This is a genomic window from Hyphomonas sediminis (assembly GCF_019679475.1).
Classification (GTDB): Bacteria; Pseudomonadota; Alphaproteobacteria; order Caulobacterales; family Hyphomonadaceae; genus Hyphomonas; species Hyphomonas sediminis.
The window spans coordinates 1,464,647-1,487,505 of the sequence record NZ_JAIEZP010000001.1; the positions used below are offsets into that span (position 1 = coordinate 1,464,647).

Consider the following 22,859-nt stretch of genomic DNA (forward strand, 5'->3'; position numbering starts at 1 on the left):
CACGCCGACCCGGATTTATTCAGGGCAGGGGGAGCCGGATCCTCCAAATGCCCGCCCCAAGGAGCAGACAACCTATGCGCCAGGACGTCGCCAATATGTTCAACACCAATACGCCCGCCCCGAGCTTCGAGGCGATCCGTATTTCGATTGCGAGCCCGGAGAAGATCCGCTCGTGGTCTTCTGGTGAAATCAAGAAGCCTGAAACGATCAACTACCGCACCTTCAAGCCGGAGCGCGATGGCCTGTTCTGTGCGCGTATCTTCGGCCCCACGAAGGACTATGAGTGCCTTTGCGGCAAGTATAAGCGCATCAAGTATCGCGGCATCGTCTGCGAGAAGTGCGGTGTGGAAGTCACGCTGGCCCGCGTTCGCCGCGAGCGCATGGGCCACATCGACCTGGCTGCGCCGGTTGCCCACATCTGGTTCCTGAAGTCGCTGCCGTCCCGCATCGCAACGCTGGTCGACATGCCGCTGAAGGATGTCGAGCGCGTTCTCTACTTCGAGAGCTATGTGGTCATCGAGCCGGGCCTTACCGAGCTTGAGCCGCTGCAGCTGCTCACCGAAGAAGAATACATGGATGCCCAGGACCGTCTTGGTGAAGATGCCTTCACCGCGATGATCGGTGCTGAAGCCATCCGTGAGATCCTGAAAAGCCTCGACCTGCCGGTTCTTGCCGAGACCCTGCGCGAAGAACTGCGCGAGGCGACCTCCGAGCTGAAGACGAAGAAGGTCTCCAAACGCCTCAAGGTGGTCGACTCTTTCCTGCAGTCGAAAGCCAAGCCGGAATGGATGATCCTGACGGTCATCCCGGTTATCCCGCCGGACCTGCGCCCGCTCGTTCCGCTGGATGGCGGCCGCTTTGCGACCTCGGACCTCAACGACCTTTATCGCCGCGTGATCAACCGGAACAACCGCCTGAAGCGCCTGATGGAACTTCGCGCGCCGGACATCATCATCCGGAACGAAAAGCGGATGCTTCAGGAGTCGGTTGACGCCCTGTTCGACAACGGCCGCCGCGGCCGCACGATCACGGGCACCAACAAGCGCCCGCTGAAGTCGATCTCCGACATGCTGAAAGGCAAGCAGGGACGCTTCCGTCAGAACCTTCTCGGCAAGCGCGTCGACTATTCTGGCCGTTCGGTCATCGTGGTCGGCCCGAACCTCAAGCTGCACGAGTGCGGCCTGCCGAAGAAGATGGCGCTCGAGCTGTTCAAGCCGTTCATCTATGCGCGCCTCGACGCGAAAGGCCTCGCCGGTACGGTGAAGGCTGCGAAGAAGCTCGTGGAGAAAGAAAAGCCGGAAGTCTGGGATATCCTCGACGAGGTTATCCGTGAGCACCCGGTTCTTCTGAACCGCGCGCCGACGCTGCACCGTCTGGGTATCCAGGCGTTCGAGCCGAAGCTGATCGAAGGCAAGGCCATCCAGCTGCACCCGCTCGTCTGCGCCGCGTTCAACGCGGACTTCGACGGTGACCAGATGGCGGTCCACGTTCCGCTGAGCCTTGAGGCCCAGCTGGAATGCCGCGTGCTGATGATGTCGACCAACAACATCCTCTCGCCCGCCAACGGCAAGCCGATCATCGTTCCGTCTCAGGACATTATCCTCGGCCTCTACTACCTCTCGCTCGACCGTAAAGGCGAGCCGGGTGAAGGCATGGTGTTTGCAGACCTTGCGGAAATCGAGCATGCGCTCGACGCTGGCTTGGTCACCGTGCATTCGAAGATCAAGGCCCTTTATGATGGCGTGAATTCCGAAGGTGAGCCGGAGCGCCGGATCATCGAGACGACGCCGGGCCGCTTCATGGTGGCGAATATCCTGCCGCGTTCGAAGGCCATCGGCCCCGAGCTCGTCAATACCGTTCTCTCCAAGAAAGCGATCGGCAAGATTATCGACGAAGTCTACCGCCTGTGCGGTCAGAAGGCGACGGTGATCTTCTGTGACAAGATGATGGAGCTGGGCTTCCGCGAAGCCTGCAAGGCCGGCATTTCCTTCGGTAAGGATGACATGGTCATTCCGGAAGCGAAGAAGAAGCTTGTCGACGCAACCAAGGATCTCGTCTCTGATTATGAGCGTCAGTATGCTGACGGTCTGATCACGCGCGGCGAGAAGTACAACAAGGTCGTCGACGCCTGGTCGAGCTGCACCGACAAGGTTGCTGACGCCATGATGGAGTCGGCATCCAAGACGCAGGTGAAGCGCGGCAAAGAGCAGATCAACTCGATCTTCATGATGGCCGACTCGGGTGCTCGTGGTTCGAAGAACCAGATGAAGCAGCTCGCCGGTATGCGCGGCCTGATGGCCAAGCCGTCGGGCGAGATCATCGAGACTCCGATCATCTCGAACTTCAAGGAAGGTCTGACCGTTCTCGAGTACTTCAACTCGACCCACGGTGCCCGTAAGGGTCTGGCCGACACCGCTCTGAAAACCGCCAACTCCGGTTACCTGACCCGCCGTCTCGTCGACGTCGCTCAGGATTGCATCATCAACGAAGATGATTGCGGCACGGAGAAGGGGATCGAGATCATCGCCGTCATGGAGGGCGCTGATGTTGTTGTCTCCCTCAGCGAGCGTATCCTTGGCCGCGTGACGGCCCTGGACGTGAAGAGCGCCGATGGAAAACTGATCGTTCCGGCCAATACTTATATCGACGAAGATATCGCTTCGATGATTGAGAATGCTGGTGTCGATAGCGTGAAAGCGCGTTCGCCGCTCACCTGCGAAACCAAGAACGGCATCTGTGCCCAGTGCTACGGCCGCGACCTGGCTCGCGGTACGGTGGTCAACCGCGGTGAAGCTGTCGGCGTTATCGCTGCCCAGTCGATCGGTGAGCCGGGTACCCAGCTCACCATGCGTACGTTCCACATCGGTGGCGCTGCGCAGGTTGCTGACCAGTCGTCGCTGGAAGCGAGCTTCGAGGGCGCGGTGCGCTTCACCGACGCCGAGATCGTTACCCGCAAGGACAAGACGATCGTTGTCGTCGGCCGCCGTATGCAGGTGGAACTAGTAGACGCGGAAGGACGCACCCGCCAGTCGTTCCGCCCGGCCTACGGTACGCGCCTGATGGTCAAGGACGGGGAAAAGGTTTCGCCGGGCAAACTGCTGGCAGACTGGGATCCCTTTGCCCAACCGATCGTCTCCGAGGTTGGCGGTGAAGCCCGCTTTATCGACCTGGTGGATGGCCAGACGGTTCGTGAAGAAACTGACGAAGCGACCGGTATCTCCGCTCGCGTGGTCGTGGACGCGCGGACCGGCTCGAAATCAACCGATCTCAAGCCGACGATCCAGATCGTGGATGCAAACGGCAAGCCTGTGAAGTTGCCCAATGGGTCGCCGGCAAACTATGTTCTCTCGGTTGGTGCAATCCTCTCTGTCTCTGACGGTGACCGGATCGAGCCGGGCGACACGCTGTCCCGCGTCGCAACGGGTGGTGCAAAGACGAAGGATATCACGGGTGGTCTTCCGCGCGTGGCAGAACTCTTCGAAGCCCGCCGTCCGAAGGATCACGCGATCATCGCGGAAGTCGATGGCCGCGTCGAATACGGCCGCGACTACAAGAACAAGCGCAAGGTCACCATCGTTCCGGCAGAAGAGGGGCGCGAGCCCATCGACTACCTCGTTCCGAAGGGCAAGCACCTCGCGGTTCAGGATGGCGACTTCATCAAGCGCGGCGAATACCTGATGGACGGCAACCCCGCTCCGCAGGACATCCTCTCCACGCTGGGCGTTGAAGCGCTCGCCAACTACCTCATCGATGAGGTGCAGAAGGTCTACCGTCTGCAAGGCGTGCCGATCAACGACAAGCACATCGAGGTGATCGTTCGCCAGATGCTGCAGAAGGTCGAAATCACCGATGGCGGCGATACGCCCTTCATCACGGGCGAGCACATCGATGCGATTGAGTTCGAGGAGGCCAATGAGGCCATCCGCCGCTCGCGCAAGAAAGACCTGCGGGAAGCCACCGCGACCCCGCTGCTGCTGGGTATCACGAAGGCCTCGCTGCAGACCAAGAGCTTCATCTCGGCTGCGTCTTTCCAGGAGACGACCCGCGTGCTCACCGAGGCGGCAATCCAGGGCAAGGTCGATACGCTCGACGGCCTCAAGGAGAACGTCATCGTGGGCCGCCTGATTCCGGCTGGTACCGGTGGCGGCATCCGTCAGTATCGCCGTCTGGCCGCCGAGCGCGACCAGAAGCTGAAGGCGAAACGTGCCGCTGCCATGGCCAAGGCGGAGGAAGGGATTACCCTCGTCAGCCTGCCGGCACCGGAAAAGGATACGGCCGGAGAATAATCCTCTCAGCCTTGAATGAACCGGAAAAGCCTGCCAGCAATGGCAGGCTTTTTCACTTCCGGAGCGCGCGTAACCATGAAGCTGGACCGGATGCAGTTGGTCGGCGTGATCTGCGCCGTTGCGGCGATCGGGTTGGTCGCCTGGATGTGTTATCAGAGCTGGGGTGGCATCTCCCCGTTCTGAATCGGTACAGGGCCATGCGGAAAGCCGCGCCATCGCCCTTGACGTACTGCGCGCGCGAGTCTACACGCCCCGGATCGTCAGAGAGGCAAGTGGGCCCAAGGTCCGTCTGCCGTACCGGAAACAGGAATGTTCCGGCGAAGCTGACCCCCAAATTTCCGCTCGTCCCGGAAGCCTGATTGAGGGCCTTCGGGGCACACGTCATTACCGGCCCTCGGGCCACAACGTACGAAGAGACAGTAGGCCCGAATGCCCACGATTCAGCAGCTGATCCGCAATCCGCGCGAGCCCAAGCGCACCCGTACCAAGACCCCGGCCCTGAAGGCTTGTCCTCAGCGCCGCGGTGTTTGCACCCGCGTTTACACCACGACCCCGAAAAAGCCGAACTCGGCGCTCCGGAAAGTGGCCAAAGTGCGCATGACGTCCGGATTTGAATCGCTGTGCTATATCCCCGGTGAAGGCCACAACCTTCAGGAGCACTCTGTCGTGCTCATCCGCGGCGGCCGCGTGAAAGACCTTCCGGGTGTCCGTTACCACATCGTGCGCGGTGCGCTCGACACCCAACCCGTCAAGAACCGTAAGCAGCGCCGCTCGCATTACGGCGCGAAGAAACCGAAATAATAGGACGAGAGAACTATGTCCCGCCGTCACCGTGCCGAGAAACGTGAAGTCCTGCCTGATCCGAAGTTCAAGGACATCATCGTAACCAAATTCATGAACCAGATCATGCGCGACGGCAAAAAGTCCGTTGCCGAACGCATCGTTTACGGTGCGTTTGATCTGGTCGAAAACCGTTCGAAGAAGAACCCGATTGAAGTGTTCCACAATGCTCTCGAAGCTGTGGCGCCGGCCGTCGAAGTCCGTTCGCGCCGCGTTGGTGGTGCAACGTATCAGGTTCCTGTCGAAGTGCGCTCCGAGCGCCGCCAGGCTCTCGCGATCCGCTGGCTGGCCGCCGCCGCCGCTGGCCGCAACGAGAATACGATGCGTGAGCGTCTCGCTGGTGAGCTGATGGATGCGAGCCAGGGGCGTGGCAACGCGGTGAAGAAGCGCGAAGACACCCACCGTATGGCGGACGCGAACAAGGCGTTCGCGCACTACCGCTGGTAACAGTTATACTCGCCGGGCGGCAGGGGACCTCGCCCGGCGAGTGCCCTTCCTTCCGGGAAGCAAAAACGAAGGTTTGAACACATGGCCCGCGAATACCCGCTGGAGCGCTATCGTAACTTCGGCATCATGGCTCACATTGATGCTGGCAAAACGACCACCACCGAACGCATCCTCTACTATACCGGCAAGAACCATAAGATGGGCGAGACGCATGATGGCGCTTCGACCATGGACTTCATGGCTCAGGAGCAGGAGCGCGGGATCACGATTTCGTCCGCTGCGACTACCACTTTCTGGGAGCGCACCGAGGACGGCAAGACGCCGCTGTCGCCGAAGTATCGTTTCAACATCATCGACACTCCCGGCCACGTCGACTTCACGATTGAGGTTGAGCGTTCGCTGGCCGTTCTTGACGGCGCAGTTTGCGTTCTCGACGCTAACGCCGGTGTTGAGCCGCAGACGGAGACCGTGTGGCGTCAGGCTGACCGCTACAAGGTTCCGCGCGTTGTGTTCGTCAACAAGATGGACAAGATTGGCGCGGACTTTTTCAACTGCGTGCACATGATCAAGGACCGTACCGGTGCAACGCCGGCTCCGATCCAGATTCCGATTGGCGCTGAAACCGCCCTCGAGGGCCATGTCGACCTGATCACCATGAAAGAATGGGTGTGGATCAGCGATGAGGTTGGTGCGTCCTGGGAAGTCCGTGAGATCCGCGACAGCCTTAAAGCCTCGGCTGAAGAATGGCGCGCAAAGCTCATCGAGACGGCCGTCGAAATGGACGATGCCGCCATGGAGGCCTTCCTGGAAGGGCAGGAGCCGGACATCGATGCGCTCCGCAAGCTGATCCGCAAGGGTACGCTCGGGCTGAAGTTCGTTCCGGTCATGTGCGGCTCTGCGTTCAAGAACAAAGGCGTGCAGCCGATGCTGAACGCAGTTGTCGACTACCTGCCCAGCCCGCTCGACGTGCCGGCCTATATGGGCTTTGCCCCCGGCGATGAGACTGAAACGCGGAACATTTCCCGTAGCGCGAGCGACGATGAGCCGTTTTCGGCTCTGGCGTTCAAGATCATGAACGACCCCTACATGGGAACGCTGACCTTCACCCGGATTTATTCGGGCAAGCTGTCCAAGGGTGATGGCTTCCTGAACGCCACCAAAGGCAAGCGCGAGCGCGTCGGCCGTATGGTCATGATGCACGCCAACAAGCAGGACGAGATTTCCGAAGCGTTTGCCGGCGACATCATTGCTCTGGCTGGCCTGAAGGAAACGACGACCGGCGACACGCTGAGCGACCCGAACAAGCCGGTTGTTCTGGAGACGATGACGTTCCCAGATCCGGTTATCGAGATTGCTGTTGAGCCGAAATCGAAGGCTGACCAGGAAAAGATGTCGGTTGGTCTGCAGCGTCTGGCCGCCGAAGATCCGTCCTTCCGCGTCGAAACAAACTTCGAGTCTGGCCAGACCATCATGAAGGGCATGGGCGAGCTTCACCTCGACATCCTGATTGACCGTCTGAAGCGCGAGTTCAAAGTAGAGGCCAATATCGGTCAGCCGCAGGTGGCTTACCGTGAGAAAATTGGCCGCCCTGCCGAGATCGATTACACGCACAAGAAACAGTCCGGTGGTACCGGTCAGTTTGCGCGTATCAAGTTGCAGTTTGAGCCGCTGGAAGCGGGCTCGGGCTTCATCTTCGAAAGCGCGATCGTTGGCGGTGCTGTTCCGAAGGAATACGTTCCGGGCGTTCAGAAGGGCCTCGAAATGGCCAAGGAAAACGGCCTGCTGGCCGGCTATCCTGTGACCGATTTCAAAGCCACCCTGACGGACGGCGCATTCCACGACGTGGACTCCAGCGTTCTTGCGTTCGAAATTGCTGCCCGCGGCGCCTTCAAGGAGCTGAAAGGGAAGGGTGATCCGCGCCTGATGGAGCCGATCATGAAGGTCGAAGTCGTGACGCCTGAAGACTATATGGGCGATGTGATCGGCGACCTGAACTCCCGCCGTGGCCAGATCCAGGGCTCTGAATCCCGCGGCAACGCAACGGCGATCACGGCTATGGTGCCGCTGGTCAACATGTTTGGCTACGTTTCCAACCTGCGGGGCATGTCGCAGGGCCGCGCTCAGTTCACGATGCTCTTCGATCATTATGACGAAGTGCCGCGTGCTGAAGCACAGAAGATCATTTCGGAAGTCTCGGGCTCCTAATCGGGCCCCCTGTTAAGAACTAAAGGAGAGGCCCGATGGGCAAGGCAAAGTTTGAGCGGACCAAACCGCACGTAAACATTGGCACGATCGGCCACGTTGACCATGGCAAGACGACGCTGACGGCAGCGATCACGATGACGCTTGCGAAGTCTGGCGGTGCGACGGCGAAGGCATATGCCGACATCGACGCGGCGCCGGAAGAGAAGGCGCGTGGCATCACGATCAACACGTCGCACGTTGAGTACGAGACGGAGAACCGTCACTACGCGCACGTCGACTGCCCCGGCCACGCCGACTATGTGAAGAACATGATCACCGGTGCAGCCCAGATGGACGGCGCGATCCTGGTTGTGAACGCGGCTGACGGCCCGATGCCGCAGACGCGCGAGCACATTCTTCTGGCACGCCAGGTTGGCGTTCCGGCGCTGGTCGTGTTCCTGAACAAGGTCGACATGGTCGACGACGCCGAGCTGCTCGAGCTGGTCGAGATGGAAGTGCGTGAACTTCTGTCTTCGTACAACTTCCCGGGCGACGAGATTCCGATCGTCAAGGGTTCGGCGCTTGCCGCTGTTGAAGACCGCGATCCGGAAATCGGCCAGAACGCGATCCTCGAGCTGATGAAAGCCGTCGACGACTACATCCCGACCCCGGAGCGTCCGCTGGACAAGCCGTTCCTGATGCCGGTTGAAGACGTGTTCTCGATCTCTGGCCGCGGTACGGTTGTGACCGGCCGGGTTGAGCAGGGTGTCGTGAAAGTCGGTGAGGAAATCGAGATCGTCGGCATCCGCCCGACCGTCAAGACGACCTGCACGGGCGTTGAGATGTTCCGCAAGCTGCTCGACCAGGGCCAGGCAGGCGACAACATCGGCGCGCTGCTTCGCGGTGTTGACCGTGAAGGCGTTGAGCGCGGCCAGGTTCTCTGCAAGCCGGGTTCGATCACGCCGCACACGGTGTTCGAAGCTGAGGCTTACATCCTGACGAAAGAAGAAGGCGGCCGCCACACGCCGTTCTTCACGAACTACCGTCCGCAGTTCTACTTCCGTACGACGGACGTGACGGGCATCGTGAAGCTTCCGGCTGACAAGGAAATGGTCCTGCCGGGCGACAACGTGAAGATGGACGTTGAACTGATCGCTCCGATCGCCATGGACCAGGGTCTGCGCTTCGCTATCCGCGAAGGCGGCCGTACCGTCGGCGCAGGCGTCGTCTCCGCCATCAAGAAATAAGAATGTTCCCGTAAAGGGGCTTTCAGAATCAGAAAGGCCGCCTTCGGGCGGCCTTTTTTGTTGCGGGAAAGGCTCTCGGGTCCGGATTCCTGCTCCAAGGCGGTCTCGTATGCCGGGGTAGGGCGAAATAGCCCGGTTCGCCTGCAGATTCCTTTAATCCACCTGTTGACGCACCCGATTCTCTGGCATAGAAGCCGCACTTCGCCGGGATGGCTGCGCTTCTTTAACAGCGAACGCTCCCTCGAAACTGACAATTAATCTACACAGCCGCCCAGGCGCTCGATGCTGACGAGCCATCGCGCCTTGGGTCAAAGTGTTTTTGCGCGGACGGACCAAACGATGGAACGACAAAATATCCGGATCAGGCTGAAGGCCTTTGATCACCGCGCGCTCGACATGTCGGCGAAGGAAATCGTGAATACGGCGAAGCGCACCGGCGCTGAAGTCCGTGGCCCGGTCCCGCTGCCGACCCGTATCGAGCGCTTCACGGTGAACCGGTCGCCCCACATCGACAAGAAGTCGCGTGAGCAGTTCGAAATCCGTACGCACACTCGCATTCTCGACATCGTCGATCCGACCCCGCAGACCGTGGACGCGCTCATGAAGCTCGACCTGTCTTCCGGTGTTGGTATTGAGATCAAGCTCGAGGGAGGCCGATAATGACTCTTCCTGCTGCTCGTACTGGCGTTCTCGCCCGCAAAGTCGGCATGACCCGTATCTTTGCTGCTGATGGCCGCCACGTGCCCGTCACGGTTCTGTCGCTCGATGGCTGCCAGGTTGTTGGCGTTCGTTCTGAAGAAGAGCGTTCGGTTACCACCAAGAAGGGCGGTCAGGTGACCCGTACCGATGGCTACAAAGCTGTCATCATGGGCGCTGGCGAAAAGAAGGCCAAGAACACCACCAAGGCTCTGCGCGGTCAGTTCGCGAAAGCCGGTGTTGCGCCCAAGGCGAAGCTGAAAGAATTCCGCGTCAGCGGCGACCTGCCGGAAGTTGGTGCGACTGTGCTCGCAGACCACTTCGTCGAAGGTCAGCTGGTCGATGTTGCGGCGCTCTCCACCGGTAAAGGTTTTGCCGGTGCTATGAAGCGCTGGAACTTCGGTGGTCTGCGCGCTTCGCACGGTGTTTCTATCTCTCACCGTTCGCACGGTTCGACTGGTATGAACCAGGATCCGGGCCGCGTGTTCAAGAACAAGAAAATGGCTGGTCACCTCGGTGTCGAGCGTGTCACGACCCAGAATCTGGAAGTCGTTCGCACGGACGTTGAGCGCGGCCTTATCCTCGTGAAGGGCTCGGTTCCGGGCCATGACGGGACATTCGTTGAAATCCGTGACGCTGTGAAGAAGAAGCTGCCGGCCGATGCGCCTGCCGCTGGTTCCTTCAAGGCTGTGGAAAAGCTCTCCGCCGGGGGTGAAGGCTAATGGAACTCTCAGTTAAAACCCTCGCTGGCGACGCAGCTGGCAAGATCGAGCTGGACGACGCGATTTTCGGCATTGACGAAATCCGCGGCGATATCCTGCAGCGCACCGTGCGCTGGCAGCTCGCTCGCCGTCAGGCCGGTACGCACAAGGCGAAGTCGCGCTCTGAAGTGAGCCGGACGACCAAGAAGTCGATCCGCCAAAAAGGTTCGGGCGGCGCTCGTCACGGTTCGCGCAACGCCCCGATCTTCGTCGGTGGTGGTGTTGCTCACGGCCCGCGCGTTCGCAGCCATGCGCACGACCTGCCGAAAAAGATCCGCAAGATGGCTCTGGCGCATGCCCTGTCGTCGAAAGTGAAAGAAAGCTCCATCGTCGTTCTCGACAAGGCGGAGCTGACGGCACCGAAGACCAAGGAACTCGTCCAGGCTTTCAAAGGCCTTGGCATCGAGAACGCCCTGATCATCTCGGGCGCCGAGGTCAACGAGAACTTCGCTCGCGCCGCGCGGAACATCCCGAACATCGACGTGCTGCCGGTTGCTGGCCTGAACGTTTATGACATTTTGCGTCGCCGCACCCTGGTCATCACCAAGGAAGCCGCTGAGGGCATCAAAGCCCGCTTCGAAGGCGCCACTGCTCCGGAGGCTGAATAATGGCCGAGGTTAAGCCGCATCACTACGACGTGATCCGCCGCCCGCTGATCACTGAGAAATCGACGCTCGTCGCTGAGCAGAACAAGATCGTCTTCGAGGTTGCTCCTGGCGCCGACAAGAAAGCGATCAAGGAGGCTGTCGAAGCCCTGTTCAAAGTGAGCGTCACGAAGGTCAACACCCTGACCCAGAAGGGCAAGACGAAACGCTTCCGTGGCTTCGAGGGCCGCCGCTCCGACGTGAAGAAAGCGATCGTTACGCTTGCTGAAGGCCAGTCGGTCGACATCTCGACGGGCCTGTAAGGGAGAAGGACGAAGCTAATGGCACTTAAGACATTCAACCCGACCTCTCCCGGCCGCCGCCAGCTCGTGCTGGTGGACCGTACGGGTCTCCACAAAGGCAAGCCGGTTAAGGCGCTGACCGAGGGCGTTTCGTCCAAGGGTGGCCGCAACAACCAGGGCCGCGTTACTGTTCGCCACCAGGGCGGCGGCGCGAAGCGCCTTTATCGTAAAGTGGACTTCAAGCGGAACCGTTGGGACATCCCGGCGACCGTCGAGCGTCTGGAATACGATCCCAACCGCACGGCCTTCATTGCGCTGATCAAGTACGAAGACGGCGAGCTGTCCTACATCATCGCGCCGCAGCGCCTTGAAGTAGGGGACACGGTCATCACCTCCGCTACGGCTGACATCAAGCCGGGCAACGTGCTGCCGCTGAAGGCTATCCCGGTCGGTACGATCATTCACAACATCGAGCTGAAGCCCCAGAAGGGCGCGCAGATGGTCCGCTCCGCCGGCACCTACGCTCAGCTCGTTGGCCGCGACTCCGGTTACGCTCAGATCAAACTGGCTTCGGGCGAGCTCCGCATGGTGCTCGACAGCTGCCTGGCAACGATCGGCGCCGTGTCGAACCCGGACAAAATGAACGAAGTCAGCTCCAAGGCTGGCCGTAACCGCCACCTGGGCAAGCGCCCGACGGTTCGCGGTGTCGTCATGAACCCCGTCGACCACCCGCACGGTGGTGGTGAGGGCAAGTCCTCCGGTGGCCGTCACCCGGTTACGCCGTGGGGTAAAAAGACCCGCGGTCCGAAGACCCGTAACAACAAGGCAACGGATCGTCTCATCATCCGTCGCCGTAACGCAAAACGCTAATCAGGGAGCCCGAGAGACATGTCCCGTTCTGTCTGGAAAGGCCCGTTTGTCGACGGCTACCTCCTGAAGAAGGCTGAAGAGGCCCGTGCGTCGGAAAAACGCGCCGTGATCAAGACCTGGTCGCGCCGTTCGACGATCCTGCCTCAATTTGTTGGCCTCAACTTTCAGGTTCACAATGGCAACAAGTTCATCCCGGTCTCGGTGACCGAGGAGATGGTCGGTCACAAGTTCGGTGAGTTCGCGCCGACCCGTACCTATTACGGTCACGGTGCCGACAAGAAAGCGAAGAGGAAATAATCATGGCAAAGGCCAAGAATCCTCCGAAGCAGGCGGCTAACGAGTCGCGCGCGGTGCTCCGCATGTACCGCTCCAGCCCGCAGAAGCTGAACCTTCTGGCTCAGCAGATCCGTGGTCTGCCGATCCAGCGCGCGCTCAATGAGATGAAGTTCTCGCCGAAGCGCCCTGCGAAGGACGTCTACAAGCTGCTGCAGAGCGCCGTTGCGAACGCCGAGAACAACCATGGTCTCGACATCGACAGCCTGGTCGTTGCTGAAGCCCATGTCGGTAAGAACCTCGTCATGAAGCGCATTCGTGCCCGCGCCCGCGGCCGCGCTGCCCGCATCATGAAGCCGTTCTCGCAACTTACTATTGTCCTGCGTGACACCAGCCAGACTGCGGAGGCCGCATAATGGGTCAGAAAGTTAATCCGATTGGCCTGCGCCTCGGCATCAACCGTACCTCGGACAGCCGTTGGTACGCTGACAGTGCTGACTACGGCCGTCTTCTTCACGAAGACCTCGCGATCCGTAAAGCGATCCGCGAAAAGCTGAAGCAGGCCGGCATCTCGAAGATCATCATCGAGCGCCCGCACAAGAAATGCCTCATCACGATCCACACGGCACGTCCGGGTCTCGTGATCGGCAAGAAGGGCGGGGACATCGAAGTGCTCCGTAAAGAGCTCGCGAAGATGACCTCGGACGAAGTCCGCGTGAACCTCGTTGAAATCCGCAAGCCGGAAATCGACGCCACGCTGATCGCCGACGACATCGCTCGTCAGCTTGAGCGCCGCGCCTCGTTCCGCCGTGCCATGAAGCGTTCGATCCAGTCCGCCATGCGTCTCGGCGCTGAGGGTGTGAAGGTTGTCGTCTCCGGCCGTCTCGGCGGCGCAGAGATCGCCCGCACTGAGAAGTACGCCGAAGGTTCGGTTCCGCTGCACACGCTGCGCGCCGACATTGACTACGGCACGGCAGAAGCAGAAACCACCTACGGCATCATCGGCGTGAAGGTGTGGGTCTACAAAGGTGAAATCCTCGAGCACGATCCGATGGCTCAGGACAAGCGCCTTGAGACCTCCGGCCAGTCGCGCGCCCGAGCAAATGCCAACCAGCGCGGCCCGGCTTCCGGCGCCCAGGCGGCAGGAGCATAATCGATGCTGCAACCGAAACGCACCAAGTTCCGTAAGGCCTTTAAAGGCTCCATCAACGGTCAGTCGAAAGGCGGCTTCACGCTGGCTTTTGGCCAATTCGGCCTCAAGGCTCTTGAGCCCGAGCGCGTCACCGCACGTCAGATCGAGGCAACCCGCCGCGCGATCACTCGTGAGATGAAGCGTCAGGGCAAGGTCTGGATCCGCGTGTTCCCGGATGTTCCGGTTACCGCGAAGCCTATCGAAGTCCGTATGGGTAAGGGTAAGGGCGGCGTTGACCGTTGGGTCACGCGTGTTGCTCCTGGCCGTATCCTGTTCGAAATCGACGGTGTCCCGGAAGAAGTCGCTCGCCAGGCTCTCGCCCTCGGCGCTGCGAAGCTCCCGATCAAGACCAAAGTCGTCAAGCGTATCGAGGGGATCTGATCATGAAAGCCGCCGATGTGAGATCGAAGAGCGAAGATCAGCTCAAGGACGAGCTGCTGAAGCTCAAGAAAGAACAGTTCAACCTGCGCTTCCAGGCAGCCACGGGCCAGCTGGAAAAGACGGGCCGCGTTACCGAGGTTCGTCGTGACATCGCTCGGATCAAAACGATCCTGCGCGAGAAGGCCCAGGCAGGCAAGTAAGGAGACCGAGCATGCCCAAACGTATTATGAAAGGCGTCGTTGTCTCCGCTAAGCAGGACAAGACCGCCATTGTCCGAGTCGAGCGTACCTTCACGCACCCGATGCTGAAGAAGATCGTCCGGAAGTCGAACAAGTATCACGCCCACGACGAGAACAACGCTGCTGTCGAGGGTCAGACTGTTTCCATTCGCGAGTGCGCGCCCAAGTCGAAGCTGAAGCGCTGGGAACTCGTGACCGATGAAGGGAGCGACGCATGATCCAGATGCAAACCCACCTGCGGGTCGCCGATAACTCGGGCGCACGCCGCGTGATGTGCATCAAGGTGCTCGGCGGCGCTGGCCGCCGTTACGCCTCGGTGGGCGACGTGATTGTCGTCTCGATCAAGGAAGCGATCCCCACGGGCCGCGTGAAGAAAGGTGACGTCCGCAAGGCTGTCGTCGTTCGCGTTGCCAAGGACATCAACCGTCCGGATGGCTCCACGATCCGTTTCGACTCGAACGCTGCCGTTCTGATCAACAACAATGGTGAGCCGATTGGCACCCGCGTCTTTGGCCCGGTTCCGCGTGAACTGCGTGGCAAGAACCAGGTGAAGATCGCCAACATGGCGCCGGAGGTCCTGTAATCATGGCCGCGAAGATCAAAAAAGGTGACACTGTCATCGTCATCGCCGGCAAGGACAAAGGCACCAAGGGCGAAGTCCTGAAAGTGCTGCCGGAAGAGAACCGTGTTGTGGTTCGCGGCGTTAACGTCGTGAAGCGCCACCAGAAGCCGACCCAGATGGATCCGGGTGGCCTCAAGTCGTTCGAATCGCCGGTTCACGTGTCCAACGTGGCGCTCGCCGATCCGCGCGACGGCAAGGCTGTCCGCGTTGGTTTCAAGATTGACCAGCATGGCCGGAAGACGCGCTTTGCGAAACGCTCAGGGGAATCGATCGATGTCTGAGACATATGAACCCCGCCTCAAGCGGAAGTACCGGGAACAGATCCGGGAAAAACTGCAGGAGCAGTTCAACTATTCGAACCCGATGAAGGTTCCGAAGCTCGACAAGGTCGTGATCAACATGGGCGTGGGCGAAGCCGTCAACGACTCCAAGAAGATCAAAGCGGCCCTGGCTGAGCTCGAAAAGATCGCCGGTCAGAAGCCGGTGGCTACGAAGGCCCGCAAGTCGATCGCTGGCTTTAAAGTCCGTGAAGGTATGCTGATCGGTGCAAAGGTTACCCTTCGCCGCGACCAGATGTACGAATTCCTCGACCGCCTGACCACGATCGCGCTGCCGCGCGTGAAGGACTTCCGCGGTCTGAACGGCAAGAGCTTTGACGGCCGTGGCAACTACGCCATGGGCATCAAGGAACACATCGTGTTCCCGGAGATCAATTACGACGACGTGGAAGAGGTGCGGGGCATGGACATCATCGTCTGCACCACCGCGGAGACGAACGAAGAAGCTAAAGCACTCCTCGCTGAGTGCGGCTTCCCGTTCCGTAACTAGCGCCAGGAGACTGCTAATATGGCAAAGAAGAGCGCAATCGAGAAAAACAACAGGCGGAAGGCTCTGGCCAACCGCTTTGCCGCGAAGCGCGCGAAGCTGAAAGCAGCGGCGATGGATGAAAATCTGTCGCTCGAAGAGCGCTTCAAGGCTCGCATGAAGCTCGCCGAGCTGCCGCGCAATTCGGCCCCTGGCCGCGTGCGCAACCGCTGCGAAGTGACGGGCCGCCCGCGCGCGTTTTATCGCAAATTGAAAATGTCGCGTATCGCGCTGCGTGAGCTTGGCTCGCGCGGTCAGATCCCCGGCCTTGTGAAGTCCAGCTGGTAAGAGAGGAGGGAAGCAGATGAACATTTCCGATCCCCTCGGCGATATGCTCACCCGGATCCGTAACGCGCAGATGCGCGGCATGTCGAAAGTCATGTCGCCGGCATCGAAGCTGCGCGCGCGCGTCCTCGACGTGCTTACGGACGAGGGTTACATCCGCGGTTACGCCGAGATCGAAAAGAACGGTCACAAGACCCTCGAAATCGAACTCAAATATTATGAAGGCCAACCGGTCATCTCCGAGATCAAACGTGTCTCGAAGCCTGGCCGTCGTGTCTATTCGTCCGTGTCGGATATTCCGCTCGTTCGCAACGGTCTTGGTATCTCCATCCTGTCGACTTCGCAGGGTGTGATGTCGGACAACGCTGCGCGCGCCAAGAATGTCGGCGGCGAAGTGCTTTGCCGCGTATTCTAGGAGGCAGGTTCCATGTCCCGTATTGGTAAGCTTGCGATCTCCGTACCGGCCGGTGCTTCTGTCACCGTCACCGGTCAGACGATCAAGGCAAAAGGCCCGAAGGGCGAGCTTGAGCTCGTTCTCCCGGAAGTCATCACGCCGAAGTTCGAGAACAACGAGCTCACGGTTGCTCCGCGCGCTGACCTCATGCAGGCAGCTAACGACACGATCGAAGCGGCCAAGGCAAAGGGTAAGCGCCCGCCGACGCTGGCTCAGTCGCTGTCACCGGACGCTCGTACCCAGTGGGGCACCGCACGTGCCCGCGCTTCCAACATGGTTGAAGGCGTCACCAAGGGGTACTCGAAGACGCTTGAACTCGTCGGCGTTGGTTACCGCGCGCAGATGCAAGGCGTCGACCTCAAGCTGGCGCTCGGCTATTCGCACGATGTGGTCTATAAGGCGCCGCAAGGCATCAAGATCGAAGCTCCGAAGCCGACCGAGATCGTGATCTCCGGCGCTGACAAACAGACCGTTGGTCAGGTGGCTGCCGAGATCAAGAAGTTCCGTCCGCCGGAGCCGTATAAAGGCAAGGGTATCCGCCTGCAGGGCGAATACGTCCGCCGCAAGGAAGGCAAGAAGAAGTAAGACCATGATGACTTCACGCGATAAGATGCAGCGCCGCGCTCAGCGCGTCCGCACCAAGCTCCGCCGGGTCGCCGAGGGTCGTCCGCGCCTTTCGGTTACGCGCAGCCACAAGAACATCTCGGTGCAGATCATCGACGACGAGAAGGGCATCACGCTCGCCTCGGCTTCGACGCTCGAGAAAGACGTTCTGGGCAGCGTCAAAACCGGTGGCAACATCGAAGCGGCAGCCCTGGTCGGTAAGGCAATTGCCGAACGCGCAAAGAAGGCCGGCGTCGAAGACGTCGTCTTTGATCGCGGCGGTTACATGTTCCACGGCCGGGTGAAAGCCCTGGCAGATGCTGCCCGCGAGGGCGGCCTGAAATTCTGAAGGAGTCTGCCTGATGGCTGAGGAAAGAGGTGAGAAAAGAGGCCGCCGTCGTGATCGCGAGCAACCGCGCGATCGCGAGGAGGAAGTCTCCGAACTCGTCGACAAGCTGGTTGGTATCAACCGCGTCGCAAAAACCGTGAAGGGCGGCAAGAACTTCGGTTTCGCAGCCCTCGTGGTTGTCGGCGACCAGAAGGGCCGTGCCGGCTTCGGCAAAGGCAAGGCCCGTGAGGTTCCGGAAGCCATCCGCAAGGCGACCGAAGAAGCCAAGCGCAACATGATCCGCGTTCCGCTTCGCGAAGGCCGCACGCTGCACCATGACGGCAACGGCCGCCACGGCGCTGGCAAGGTCGTGCTCCGCGCAGCCCCTCCGGGTACCGGCGTGATCGCCGGCGGTCCGATGCGCGCTGTCATGGAAGTGCTCGGCGTCCAGGACGTTGTCGGCAAGTCGCTCGGTTCGTCGAACCCCTACAACATGGTTCGCGCCACGTTCGATGCTTTGAAATCGCAGGCCAACCCGCGTACGGTTGCGTCCAAGCGCGGCCTCAAGGTCCAGGACATTGTCGGCCGCCGCGCCGATGGTGCTTCCGAAGCCGGCATGGCCGACTCGGTGAACTGACAGGAGCTCTCTCATGTCCAAGAAGACTGTTACCCTCCGTCAGATCGGCAGCCCGATCGCTCGTAAGCCTGATCAGCGCCAGACCCTCGTGGGTCTTGGCCTGAACAAGATCGGCCGTACGCGCGAGCTGGAAGATACTCCGGCCGTGCGCGGCATGATCCGCAAGGTATCCCATCTCGTGGAAGTGGTCGGCGAGTAAGCCATTCGCCGCTGGCCGTTTCCTACGCATTTTTGAAAGTTACCCGCCATGAAACTCAATGAACTTTCCCCCGCCGATGGCTCGAATAAGAAGCGCATGCGCGTTGGCCGCGGCGTTGGTTCGGGCAAGGGCAAGACGGCCGGTCGCGGCGTGAAGGGCCAGAAGGCGCGTTCGGGCGTTGCCGTGAACGGCTTCGAGGGCGGCCAGATGCCGATCTACATGCGTCTTCCGAAGCGCGGCTTCAAAGCCCCCGGCGCGAAGACCTATGCCTGGGTCAACCTTGGCCGCATCGGCAAGGCGATCGAAGCTGGCCAGCTCGACGCATCCAACGTCACTGAAGAGTCCCTGGTCGCTTCCGGCGTTGTTCGCAACGCACGCGACGGCATCCGCCTGCTGGCAAAAGGCGACGCACCTAAGAAGCTGAAAATCACGGTCACCGGTGCCTCGAAAGGCGCCATCGAGGCCGTCGAGAAAGCTGGCGGCTCGGTCACCGTAACCGGCCCTGCGAAAGACGCAGCTGAGGAATAATAGGGGGTTCTTGCTCAACCCCTCTTCACAAATCCTGTGTCGCCGCCGATCTTGGCGGCGAACGCTTTTCAGGGAGGCTCGTGCGGCCGATGGCGAATGCTGCGGAACAAATGGCTCGCAATCTCAATTTTGCGACCTTTGCGAAAGCAAAAGACCTCCAGGCGCGGATCCTTTTCACGCTCGGTATTCTGGTTCTTTACCGTCTGGGGACTTTCATCCCGCTGCCCGGCCTCGATCCGGAACAGTACGCACAGTTCTTCCAGAGCCAGTCGAGCGGTATTCTCGGTTCCATGAACCTGTTTGCCGGCGGCGCGGTCGAGCGGATGGGCATCTTCGCTCTGAACGTGATGCCCTACATTACAGCGTCGATCATCATTCAGATGATGACGTCTGTTTCGCCTTCGCTTGAGAAGCTCAAGAAAGAAGGGGAGGCGGGCCGCAAGCAGATCAACCAGTATACCCGTTATCTGACCCTCGGCTTCGCGCTGATCCAGGCGTTCGGCATTTCCGCTGGCCTGGTCGCTGTGCGCCTTGAGGGCATCGCGTCCTGGTTCTTCATCCTGACCGGCGTTGTGACGCTGACGGGCGGCACGATGCTGCTGATGTGGATGGGTGAGCAGATCACTGCCCGCGGTATTGGCAACGGTATTTCGCTGATCATCTTCGCGGGTATCGTAGCCGAGCTGCCGCGCGCGATCTTCAACCTGGTTGCCCAGGCACGTACCACCTCCGTGGACATCGGCTTCGTTCTGGCGATTGCCGTCATGGTGATCGCGCTCGTTGTCTTCATCGTCTTCATCGAGCGCTCGCAGCGGCGCCTGATTATCCATTATCCCAAGCGCCAGCAGTCTCAGGGCTTCGCTCAGGGCCAGCGCAGCTTCCTGCCGCTGAAGATCAACACGGCTGGCGTTATCCCGCCGATCTTCGCAACGGCGCTGCTGATGCTGCCGATGACGGCTGTGGGCTTCCTGGGTGGCAATGCGGCAGATGCCGAATCAAGCGGGCTCACCGGCATTCTCGGCTGGCTGGCCACGCATTTCGCGCCCGGCTCATGGACCTACATCATCACTTACGCCGCGCTCGTGATCTTCTTCGCGTTCTTCTACACGTCGATCATGTTCAATCCGCAGGAAACGGCGGACAATCTGCGCAAGTATGGTGGTTTCATTCCGGGCATCCGTCCCGGCTCCAATACGGCGGCCTATATCGACTATGTTCTGTCGCGCCTGACGGTCATTGGCTCGCTCTACCTCGTCTTCATTTGTATCCTGCCGGAGCTCCTGCGGCGATATTTCCCTGCGATTCCATTTTACATCGGGGGTACGTCTCTGCTCATTGTTGTTTCGGTGACGATGGATACTGTCACCCAGATCCAGTCGCACCTGATCGCCCACCAGTATGAGGGCATGATCAAGAAGTCGAAACTTGGGGGCAAGAGGAAGTGAATTTGATTTTGTTTGGTCCGCCGGCGGCGGGCAAAGGCACCCAGGCAAAGCGTCTCGTAGAGCAGCGCGGCTTTGTGCAGCTTTCAACGGGTGATATGCTCCGGGCGGCCCGGGCCTCCGGGTCCGATCTGGGCCAACGTGTTGCAAAGATCATGGATGAAGGCGGTCTTGTCTCCGATGAGATCGTGATTGCCCTGATTGATGAACAGCTCACGGCGCACGCCGGTGCGCCAGGCTTTATTTTTGACGGTTTCCCGCGCACCATCGGCCAGGCCGAAGCGCTGGACCGCCTTCTGGAATCGCGTGGTTCAAAGGTCGAACTGGTCATTCGTATGATCGTTGACGACTCAAAACTGCTCGAACGTGTCACCAAGCGCTTTGAAGAGCAGGGAAGGGCGGACGACAATCCGGCAACCTTCTCGCGCCGTCTGGAGCGTTATTATGAGGATACGGCGCCGCTGGTCCCGCTTTATGCGGAACGCGGCGTGCTGGTCGAAATCGATGGAATGGGCACGATTGACTCTGTGTCCGCAGAAATCGATGCGGCCCTGAAACAATCCGCGTGAACGGCGCAGTTCTGCTGTTGACGGGGAAAAAACCGAGGTTATAAGCCTCGAAACTTAGCTTCAGGCTTAACCGCCGGTGCGCGCGACGGGCGTGATAGTCCCGCTTGGCGCGCATTTCATGTTTGGACACCCGCTTGAGGAGAAACGGCTTTGGCCCGTATTGCAGGCGTAAACATTCCGACCAACAAGCGCGTGGAAATCGCGCTGCGTTACATTCACGGGATCGGCCCGGCCTTCTCCAAGGAAATTTGCGAGAAGGTTGGTGTTGAACCGGCGCGTCGCGTGAACCAGCTCACGGACGCTGAGGTTATCAAGATTCGCGAAACCATCGATGCCGGCTACCTCGTCGAGGGTGACCTGCGCCGTGAAGTCTCGATGAACATCAAGCGTCTGATGGACCTTGGCTGCTATCGTGGCCTGCGTCACCGCAAGAAACTCCCGGTGCGCGGTCAGCGTACCCACACCAACGCGCGTACCCGCAAGGGCCCCGCGAAGCCGATCGCCGGCAAGAAGAAATAATAGGACTGACGCCCCATGGCCCGCGAAGCTACTCGTATCCGCCGCCGGGAACGCAAGAACATTACCTCTGGTATTGTTCACGTGAACTCGAGCTTCAACAACACGATGGTCACCATCACCGACGCACAGGGCAACACCATCTCTTGGTCGTCCTCGGGCGTGATGAACTTCAAAGGCTCGCGTAAGTCGACGCCTTATGCTGCTCAGATGGCTGCTGAAGACGCTGCTAAAAAAGCGAAAGAGCATGGCCTTCAGACTGTTGAAGTCCGCGTGCGCGGTCCGGGTTCGGGCCGTGAGAGTGCGCTGCGCGCGCTCCAGGCTGCTGGTCTGACCGTGACGGCAATCAACGACACGACGCCGATCCCGCACAACGGGTGCCGTCCGCCGAAACGTCGCCGCGTCTGACGAATACTCTCCGGCAGCGCCTCTGGCGCTGCTGTCCTTTTTCGAGGAACCCTGAATGACCACTGTGAATGACCGCAACTGGAAAGTGCTGATCCGTCCGAACCGTCCTGTCGTGCAGGCCGGATACGACGCGAAGCGCAAAGCAAAGCTCGTGGTCGAGCCGCTTGAGCGTGGCTACGGCACGACGCTCGGCAACGCTCTGCGCCGCGTGCTTCTGTCTTCGCTGCAAGGCGCTGCCATCATCGGCGTCCAGATTGACGGCGTCGTCCATGAATTCTCCGCCATCCCCGGCGTGCGTGAAGATGTCACGACGATCGTTCTGAACCTCAAGCAGGTTGCGATCTTCATGGAATCCGACACGCCCAAGCGCATGGTTCTCCGTGCGAAGGGCCCCGGCGAAGTCAAAGCTGGCCAGATCGAAACGCCCGGCGATGTGAAGATCCTGAACCCGGACCTCGTGCTCTGCACGCTGGACGGCGGTTCGGAAGTCCGCATGGAATTCACTGTGGCGACCGGCAAAGGCTATGTCGCTGCTGAAGGCCACCGTCCGGAAGACGCTCCGATCGGCTACATCCCGATCGACGCGATCTACTCGCCGGTTCGCCGCGTTGGCTATCAGGTCGAAGACACCCGTGAAGGCACCGTCCTCGATTACGACAAACTGACCCTCGACGTTGAAACCGATGGTTCGCTGTCGCCGGAAGATGCTGTGGCCTATGCCGCGCGCATCCTTCAGGACCAGCTCCAGCTGTTCATCAACTTCGAAGAACCCACCCTCGAGACTGGCGGCTCTGCCGACGAAACGGATCTGGGCTTCAACCCGGTCCTGCTCAAGAAGGTGGACGAGCTCGAGCTGTCTGTCCGCTCGGCAAACTGCCTCAAGAACGACAACATCGTTTACATTGGCGACCTTATCCAGAAGTCCGAGGCGGAAATGCTCCGCACGCCGAACTTCGGCCGTAAGTCTCTCAACGAGATCAAGGAAGTCCTCGCCGGCATGGGCCTGCATCTCGGCATGGAAGTGCCGGACTGGCCGCCGGAGGACATCGAAGGCCTCGCCAAGAAATACGACGATCACATCTAGCCCAGGAATGACCGGGGC

At 60.2% G+C, this 22,859-nt stretch carries 32 protein-coding genes; all 32 read left to right on the forward strand.

The genetic code is table 11. The features are described from left to right. Positions 1–74: 74 nt before the first annotated feature. The 32 genes from rpoC to K1X12_RS07490 all read left to right on the forward strand — a co-directional run bounded on the left by rpoC (position 75) and on the right by K1X12_RS07490 (position 22,841). On the forward strand, positions 75–4,286 hold the full coding sequence (gene rpoC / locus K1X12_RS07335) for a DNA-directed RNA polymerase subunit beta' (RefSeq protein ID WP_220986961.1): 4,212 nt from the start codon (positions 75–77) through the stop codon (positions 4,284–4,286). Between the two features lie 15 nt (positions 4,287–4,301). After that, on the forward strand, positions 4,302–4,469 hold the full coding sequence (locus K1X12_RS07340) for a hypothetical protein (protein ID WP_220986962.1): 168 nt from the start codon (positions 4,302–4,304) through the stop codon (positions 4,467–4,469). Between the two features lie 246 nt (positions 4,470–4,715). Continuing rightward, a complete protein-coding gene (rpsL, locus tag K1X12_RS07345) occupies positions 4,716–5,087 on the forward strand; it encodes a 30S ribosomal protein S12 (protein WP_011647831.1) in 372 nt (123 codons plus the stop codon). A 15-nt stretch (positions 5,088–5,102) separates the two neighbouring features. Then, entirely contained in the window at positions 5,103–5,573 is a 471-nt protein-coding gene (gene rpsG / locus K1X12_RS07350) for a 30S ribosomal protein S7 (protein ID WP_220986963.1), read from the forward strand. Between the two features lie 81 nt (positions 5,574–5,654). Further along, the gene (gene fusA, locus K1X12_RS07355) at positions 5,655–7,778 is read left to right on the forward strand and encodes an elongation factor G (RefSeq protein WP_220986964.1); all 2,124 of its coding nucleotides are present in this window, start codon (positions 5,655–5,657) and stop codon (positions 7,776–7,778) included. Positions 7,779–7,813: 35 nt separating this feature from the next. After that, positions 7,814–9,004: an elongation factor Tu gene (gene tuf / locus K1X12_RS07360; protein ID WP_220986965.1), complete on the forward strand. Its 1,191-nt coding sequence runs from the start codon at positions 7,814–7,816 to the stop codon at positions 9,002–9,004. 339 nt (positions 9,005–9,343) lie between these two features. Continuing rightward, a complete protein-coding gene (rpsJ, locus tag K1X12_RS07365; protein WP_220986966.1) occupies positions 9,344–9,664 on the forward strand; it encodes a 30S ribosomal protein S10 in 321 nt (106 codons plus the stop codon). Next, on the forward strand, positions 9,664–10,422 hold the full coding sequence (gene rplC, locus K1X12_RS07370) for a 50S ribosomal protein L3 (RefSeq protein ID WP_220986967.1): 759 nt from the start codon (positions 9,664–9,666) through the stop codon (positions 10,420–10,422). Before rpsJ ends, rplC begins: the two co-directional genes overlap by 1 nt. Further along, the gene (gene rplD / locus K1X12_RS07375; RefSeq protein ID WP_220986968.1) at positions 10,422–11,069 is read left to right on the forward strand and encodes a 50S ribosomal protein L4; all 648 of its coding nucleotides are present in this window, start codon (positions 10,422–10,424) and stop codon (positions 11,067–11,069) included. The genes rplC and rplD overlap by 1 nt, the downstream gene beginning before the upstream one ends. Further along, positions 11,069–11,368: a 50S ribosomal protein L23 gene (locus K1X12_RS07380; RefSeq protein WP_220986969.1), complete on the forward strand. Its 300-nt coding sequence runs from the start codon at positions 11,069–11,071 to the stop codon at positions 11,366–11,368. Before rplD ends, K1X12_RS07380 begins: the two co-directional genes overlap by 1 nt. Before the next feature lie 18 nt (positions 11,369–11,386). Continuing rightward, positions 11,387–12,217, forward strand: coding sequence for a 50S ribosomal protein L2 (rplB, locus tag K1X12_RS07385; RefSeq protein ID WP_220986970.1), 831 nt, complete (start codon positions 11,387–11,389; stop codon positions 12,215–12,217). An 18-nt stretch (positions 12,218–12,235) separates the two neighbouring features. Continuing rightward, positions 12,236–12,514 carry a 30S ribosomal protein S19 gene (rpsS, locus tag K1X12_RS07390; RefSeq protein WP_220986971.1) on the forward strand — a complete coding sequence of 93 codons (279 nt, stop codon included), beginning with the start codon at positions 12,236–12,238 and terminating at the stop codon, positions 12,512–12,514. Between the two features lie 2 nt (positions 12,515–12,516). Next, the gene (gene rplV, locus K1X12_RS07395; protein WP_220986972.1) at positions 12,517–12,906 is read left to right on the forward strand and encodes a 50S ribosomal protein L22; all 390 of its coding nucleotides are present in this window, start codon (positions 12,517–12,519) and stop codon (positions 12,904–12,906) included. After that, positions 12,906–13,643, forward strand: a complete 738-nt coding sequence (gene rpsC / locus K1X12_RS07400; protein WP_220986973.1) for a 30S ribosomal protein S3 — start codon at positions 12,906–12,908, stop codon at positions 13,641–13,643. Before rplV ends, rpsC begins: the two co-directional genes overlap by 1 nt. Positions 13,644–13,646: 3 nt before the next feature. Then, positions 13,647–14,063, forward strand: a complete 417-nt coding sequence (gene rplP, locus K1X12_RS07405) for a 50S ribosomal protein L16 (protein ID WP_220986974.1) — start codon at positions 13,647–13,649, stop codon at positions 14,061–14,063. Between the two features lie 2 nt (positions 14,064–14,065). Further along, positions 14,066–14,263, forward strand: coding sequence for a 50S ribosomal protein L29 (gene rpmC, locus K1X12_RS07410; protein ID WP_220986975.1), 198 nt, complete (start codon positions 14,066–14,068; stop codon positions 14,261–14,263). Between the two features lie 11 nt (positions 14,264–14,274). Next, positions 14,275–14,520, forward strand: coding sequence for a 30S ribosomal protein S17 (gene rpsQ, locus K1X12_RS07415; RefSeq protein WP_220986976.1), 246 nt, complete (start codon positions 14,275–14,277; stop codon positions 14,518–14,520). After that, the gene (rplN, locus tag K1X12_RS07420) at positions 14,517–14,885 is read left to right on the forward strand and encodes a 50S ribosomal protein L14 (protein WP_035593008.1); all 369 of its coding nucleotides are present in this window, start codon (positions 14,517–14,519) and stop codon (positions 14,883–14,885) included. The genes rpsQ and rplN overlap by 4 nt, the downstream gene beginning before the upstream one ends. Before the next feature lie 2 nt (positions 14,886–14,887). Beyond that, positions 14,888–15,205 carry a 50S ribosomal protein L24 gene (gene rplX, locus K1X12_RS07425; protein ID WP_220986977.1) on the forward strand — a complete coding sequence of 106 codons (318 nt, stop codon included), beginning with the start codon at positions 14,888–14,890 and terminating at the stop codon, positions 15,203–15,205. After that, positions 15,198–15,752, forward strand: a complete 555-nt coding sequence (gene rplE / locus K1X12_RS07430) for a 50S ribosomal protein L5 (protein ID WP_220986978.1) — start codon at positions 15,198–15,200, stop codon at positions 15,750–15,752. Before rplX ends, rplE begins: the two co-directional genes overlap by 8 nt. 18 nt (positions 15,753–15,770) lie before the next feature. Further along, positions 15,771–16,076 carry a 30S ribosomal protein S14 gene (rpsN, locus tag K1X12_RS07435; protein ID WP_220986979.1) on the forward strand — a complete coding sequence of 102 codons (306 nt, stop codon included), beginning with the start codon at positions 15,771–15,773 and terminating at the stop codon, positions 16,074–16,076. Between the two features lie 16 nt (positions 16,077–16,092). After that, the gene (gene rpsH, locus K1X12_RS07440; protein WP_220986980.1) at positions 16,093–16,488 is read left to right on the forward strand and encodes a 30S ribosomal protein S8; all 396 of its coding nucleotides are present in this window, start codon (positions 16,093–16,095) and stop codon (positions 16,486–16,488) included. 12 nt (positions 16,489–16,500) lie between these two features. Next, entirely contained in the window at positions 16,501–17,112 is a 612-nt protein-coding gene (rplF, locus tag K1X12_RS07445; protein WP_220986981.1) for a 50S ribosomal protein L6, read from the forward strand. A 4-nt stretch (positions 17,113–17,116) separates the two neighbouring features. Beyond that, a complete protein-coding gene (gene rplR, locus K1X12_RS07450; RefSeq protein ID WP_220986982.1) occupies positions 17,117–17,479 on the forward strand; it encodes a 50S ribosomal protein L18 in 363 nt (120 codons plus the stop codon). A gap of 13 nt (positions 17,480–17,492) precedes the next feature. Then, positions 17,493–18,095 carry a 30S ribosomal protein S5 gene (gene rpsE / locus K1X12_RS07455; protein WP_220986983.1) on the forward strand — a complete coding sequence of 201 codons (603 nt, stop codon included), beginning with the start codon at positions 17,493–17,495 and terminating at the stop codon, positions 18,093–18,095. A 13-nt stretch (positions 18,096–18,108) separates the two neighbouring features. Next, the gene (gene rpmD / locus K1X12_RS07460; protein ID WP_220986984.1) at positions 18,109–18,294 is read left to right on the forward strand and encodes a 50S ribosomal protein L30; all 186 of its coding nucleotides are present in this window, start codon (positions 18,109–18,111) and stop codon (positions 18,292–18,294) included. Between the two features lie 48 nt (positions 18,295–18,342). Then, the gene (gene rplO / locus K1X12_RS07465) at positions 18,343–18,822 is read left to right on the forward strand and encodes a 50S ribosomal protein L15 (protein ID WP_220986985.1); all 480 of its coding nucleotides are present in this window, start codon (positions 18,343–18,345) and stop codon (positions 18,820–18,822) included. A gap of 89 nt (positions 18,823–18,911) precedes the next feature. Beyond that, positions 18,912–20,267: a preprotein translocase subunit SecY gene (gene secY / locus K1X12_RS07470; RefSeq protein ID WP_220986986.1), complete on the forward strand. Its 1,356-nt coding sequence runs from the start codon at positions 18,912–18,914 to the stop codon at positions 20,265–20,267. Then, the gene (locus K1X12_RS07475) at positions 20,264–20,833 is read left to right on the forward strand and encodes an adenylate kinase (protein WP_220986987.1); all 570 of its coding nucleotides are present in this window, start codon (positions 20,264–20,266) and stop codon (positions 20,831–20,833) included. The genes secY and K1X12_RS07475 overlap by 4 nt, the downstream gene beginning before the upstream one ends. Before the next feature lie 150 nt (positions 20,834–20,983). Continuing rightward, positions 20,984–21,352 carry a 30S ribosomal protein S13 gene (gene rpsM, locus K1X12_RS07480; RefSeq protein WP_220986988.1) on the forward strand — a complete coding sequence of 123 codons (369 nt, stop codon included), beginning with the start codon at positions 20,984–20,986 and terminating at the stop codon, positions 21,350–21,352. Positions 21,353–21,367: 15 nt separating this feature from the next. Next, a complete protein-coding gene (rpsK, locus tag K1X12_RS07485) occupies positions 21,368–21,757 on the forward strand; it encodes a 30S ribosomal protein S11 (RefSeq protein WP_011647803.1) in 390 nt (129 codons plus the stop codon). 64 nt (positions 21,758–21,821) lie between these two features. Next, positions 21,822–22,841, forward strand: coding sequence for a DNA-directed RNA polymerase subunit alpha (locus tag K1X12_RS07490; RefSeq protein ID WP_369426157.1), 1,020 nt, complete (start codon positions 21,822–21,824; stop codon positions 22,839–22,841). Positions 22,842–22,859: the final 18 nt, after the last annotated feature.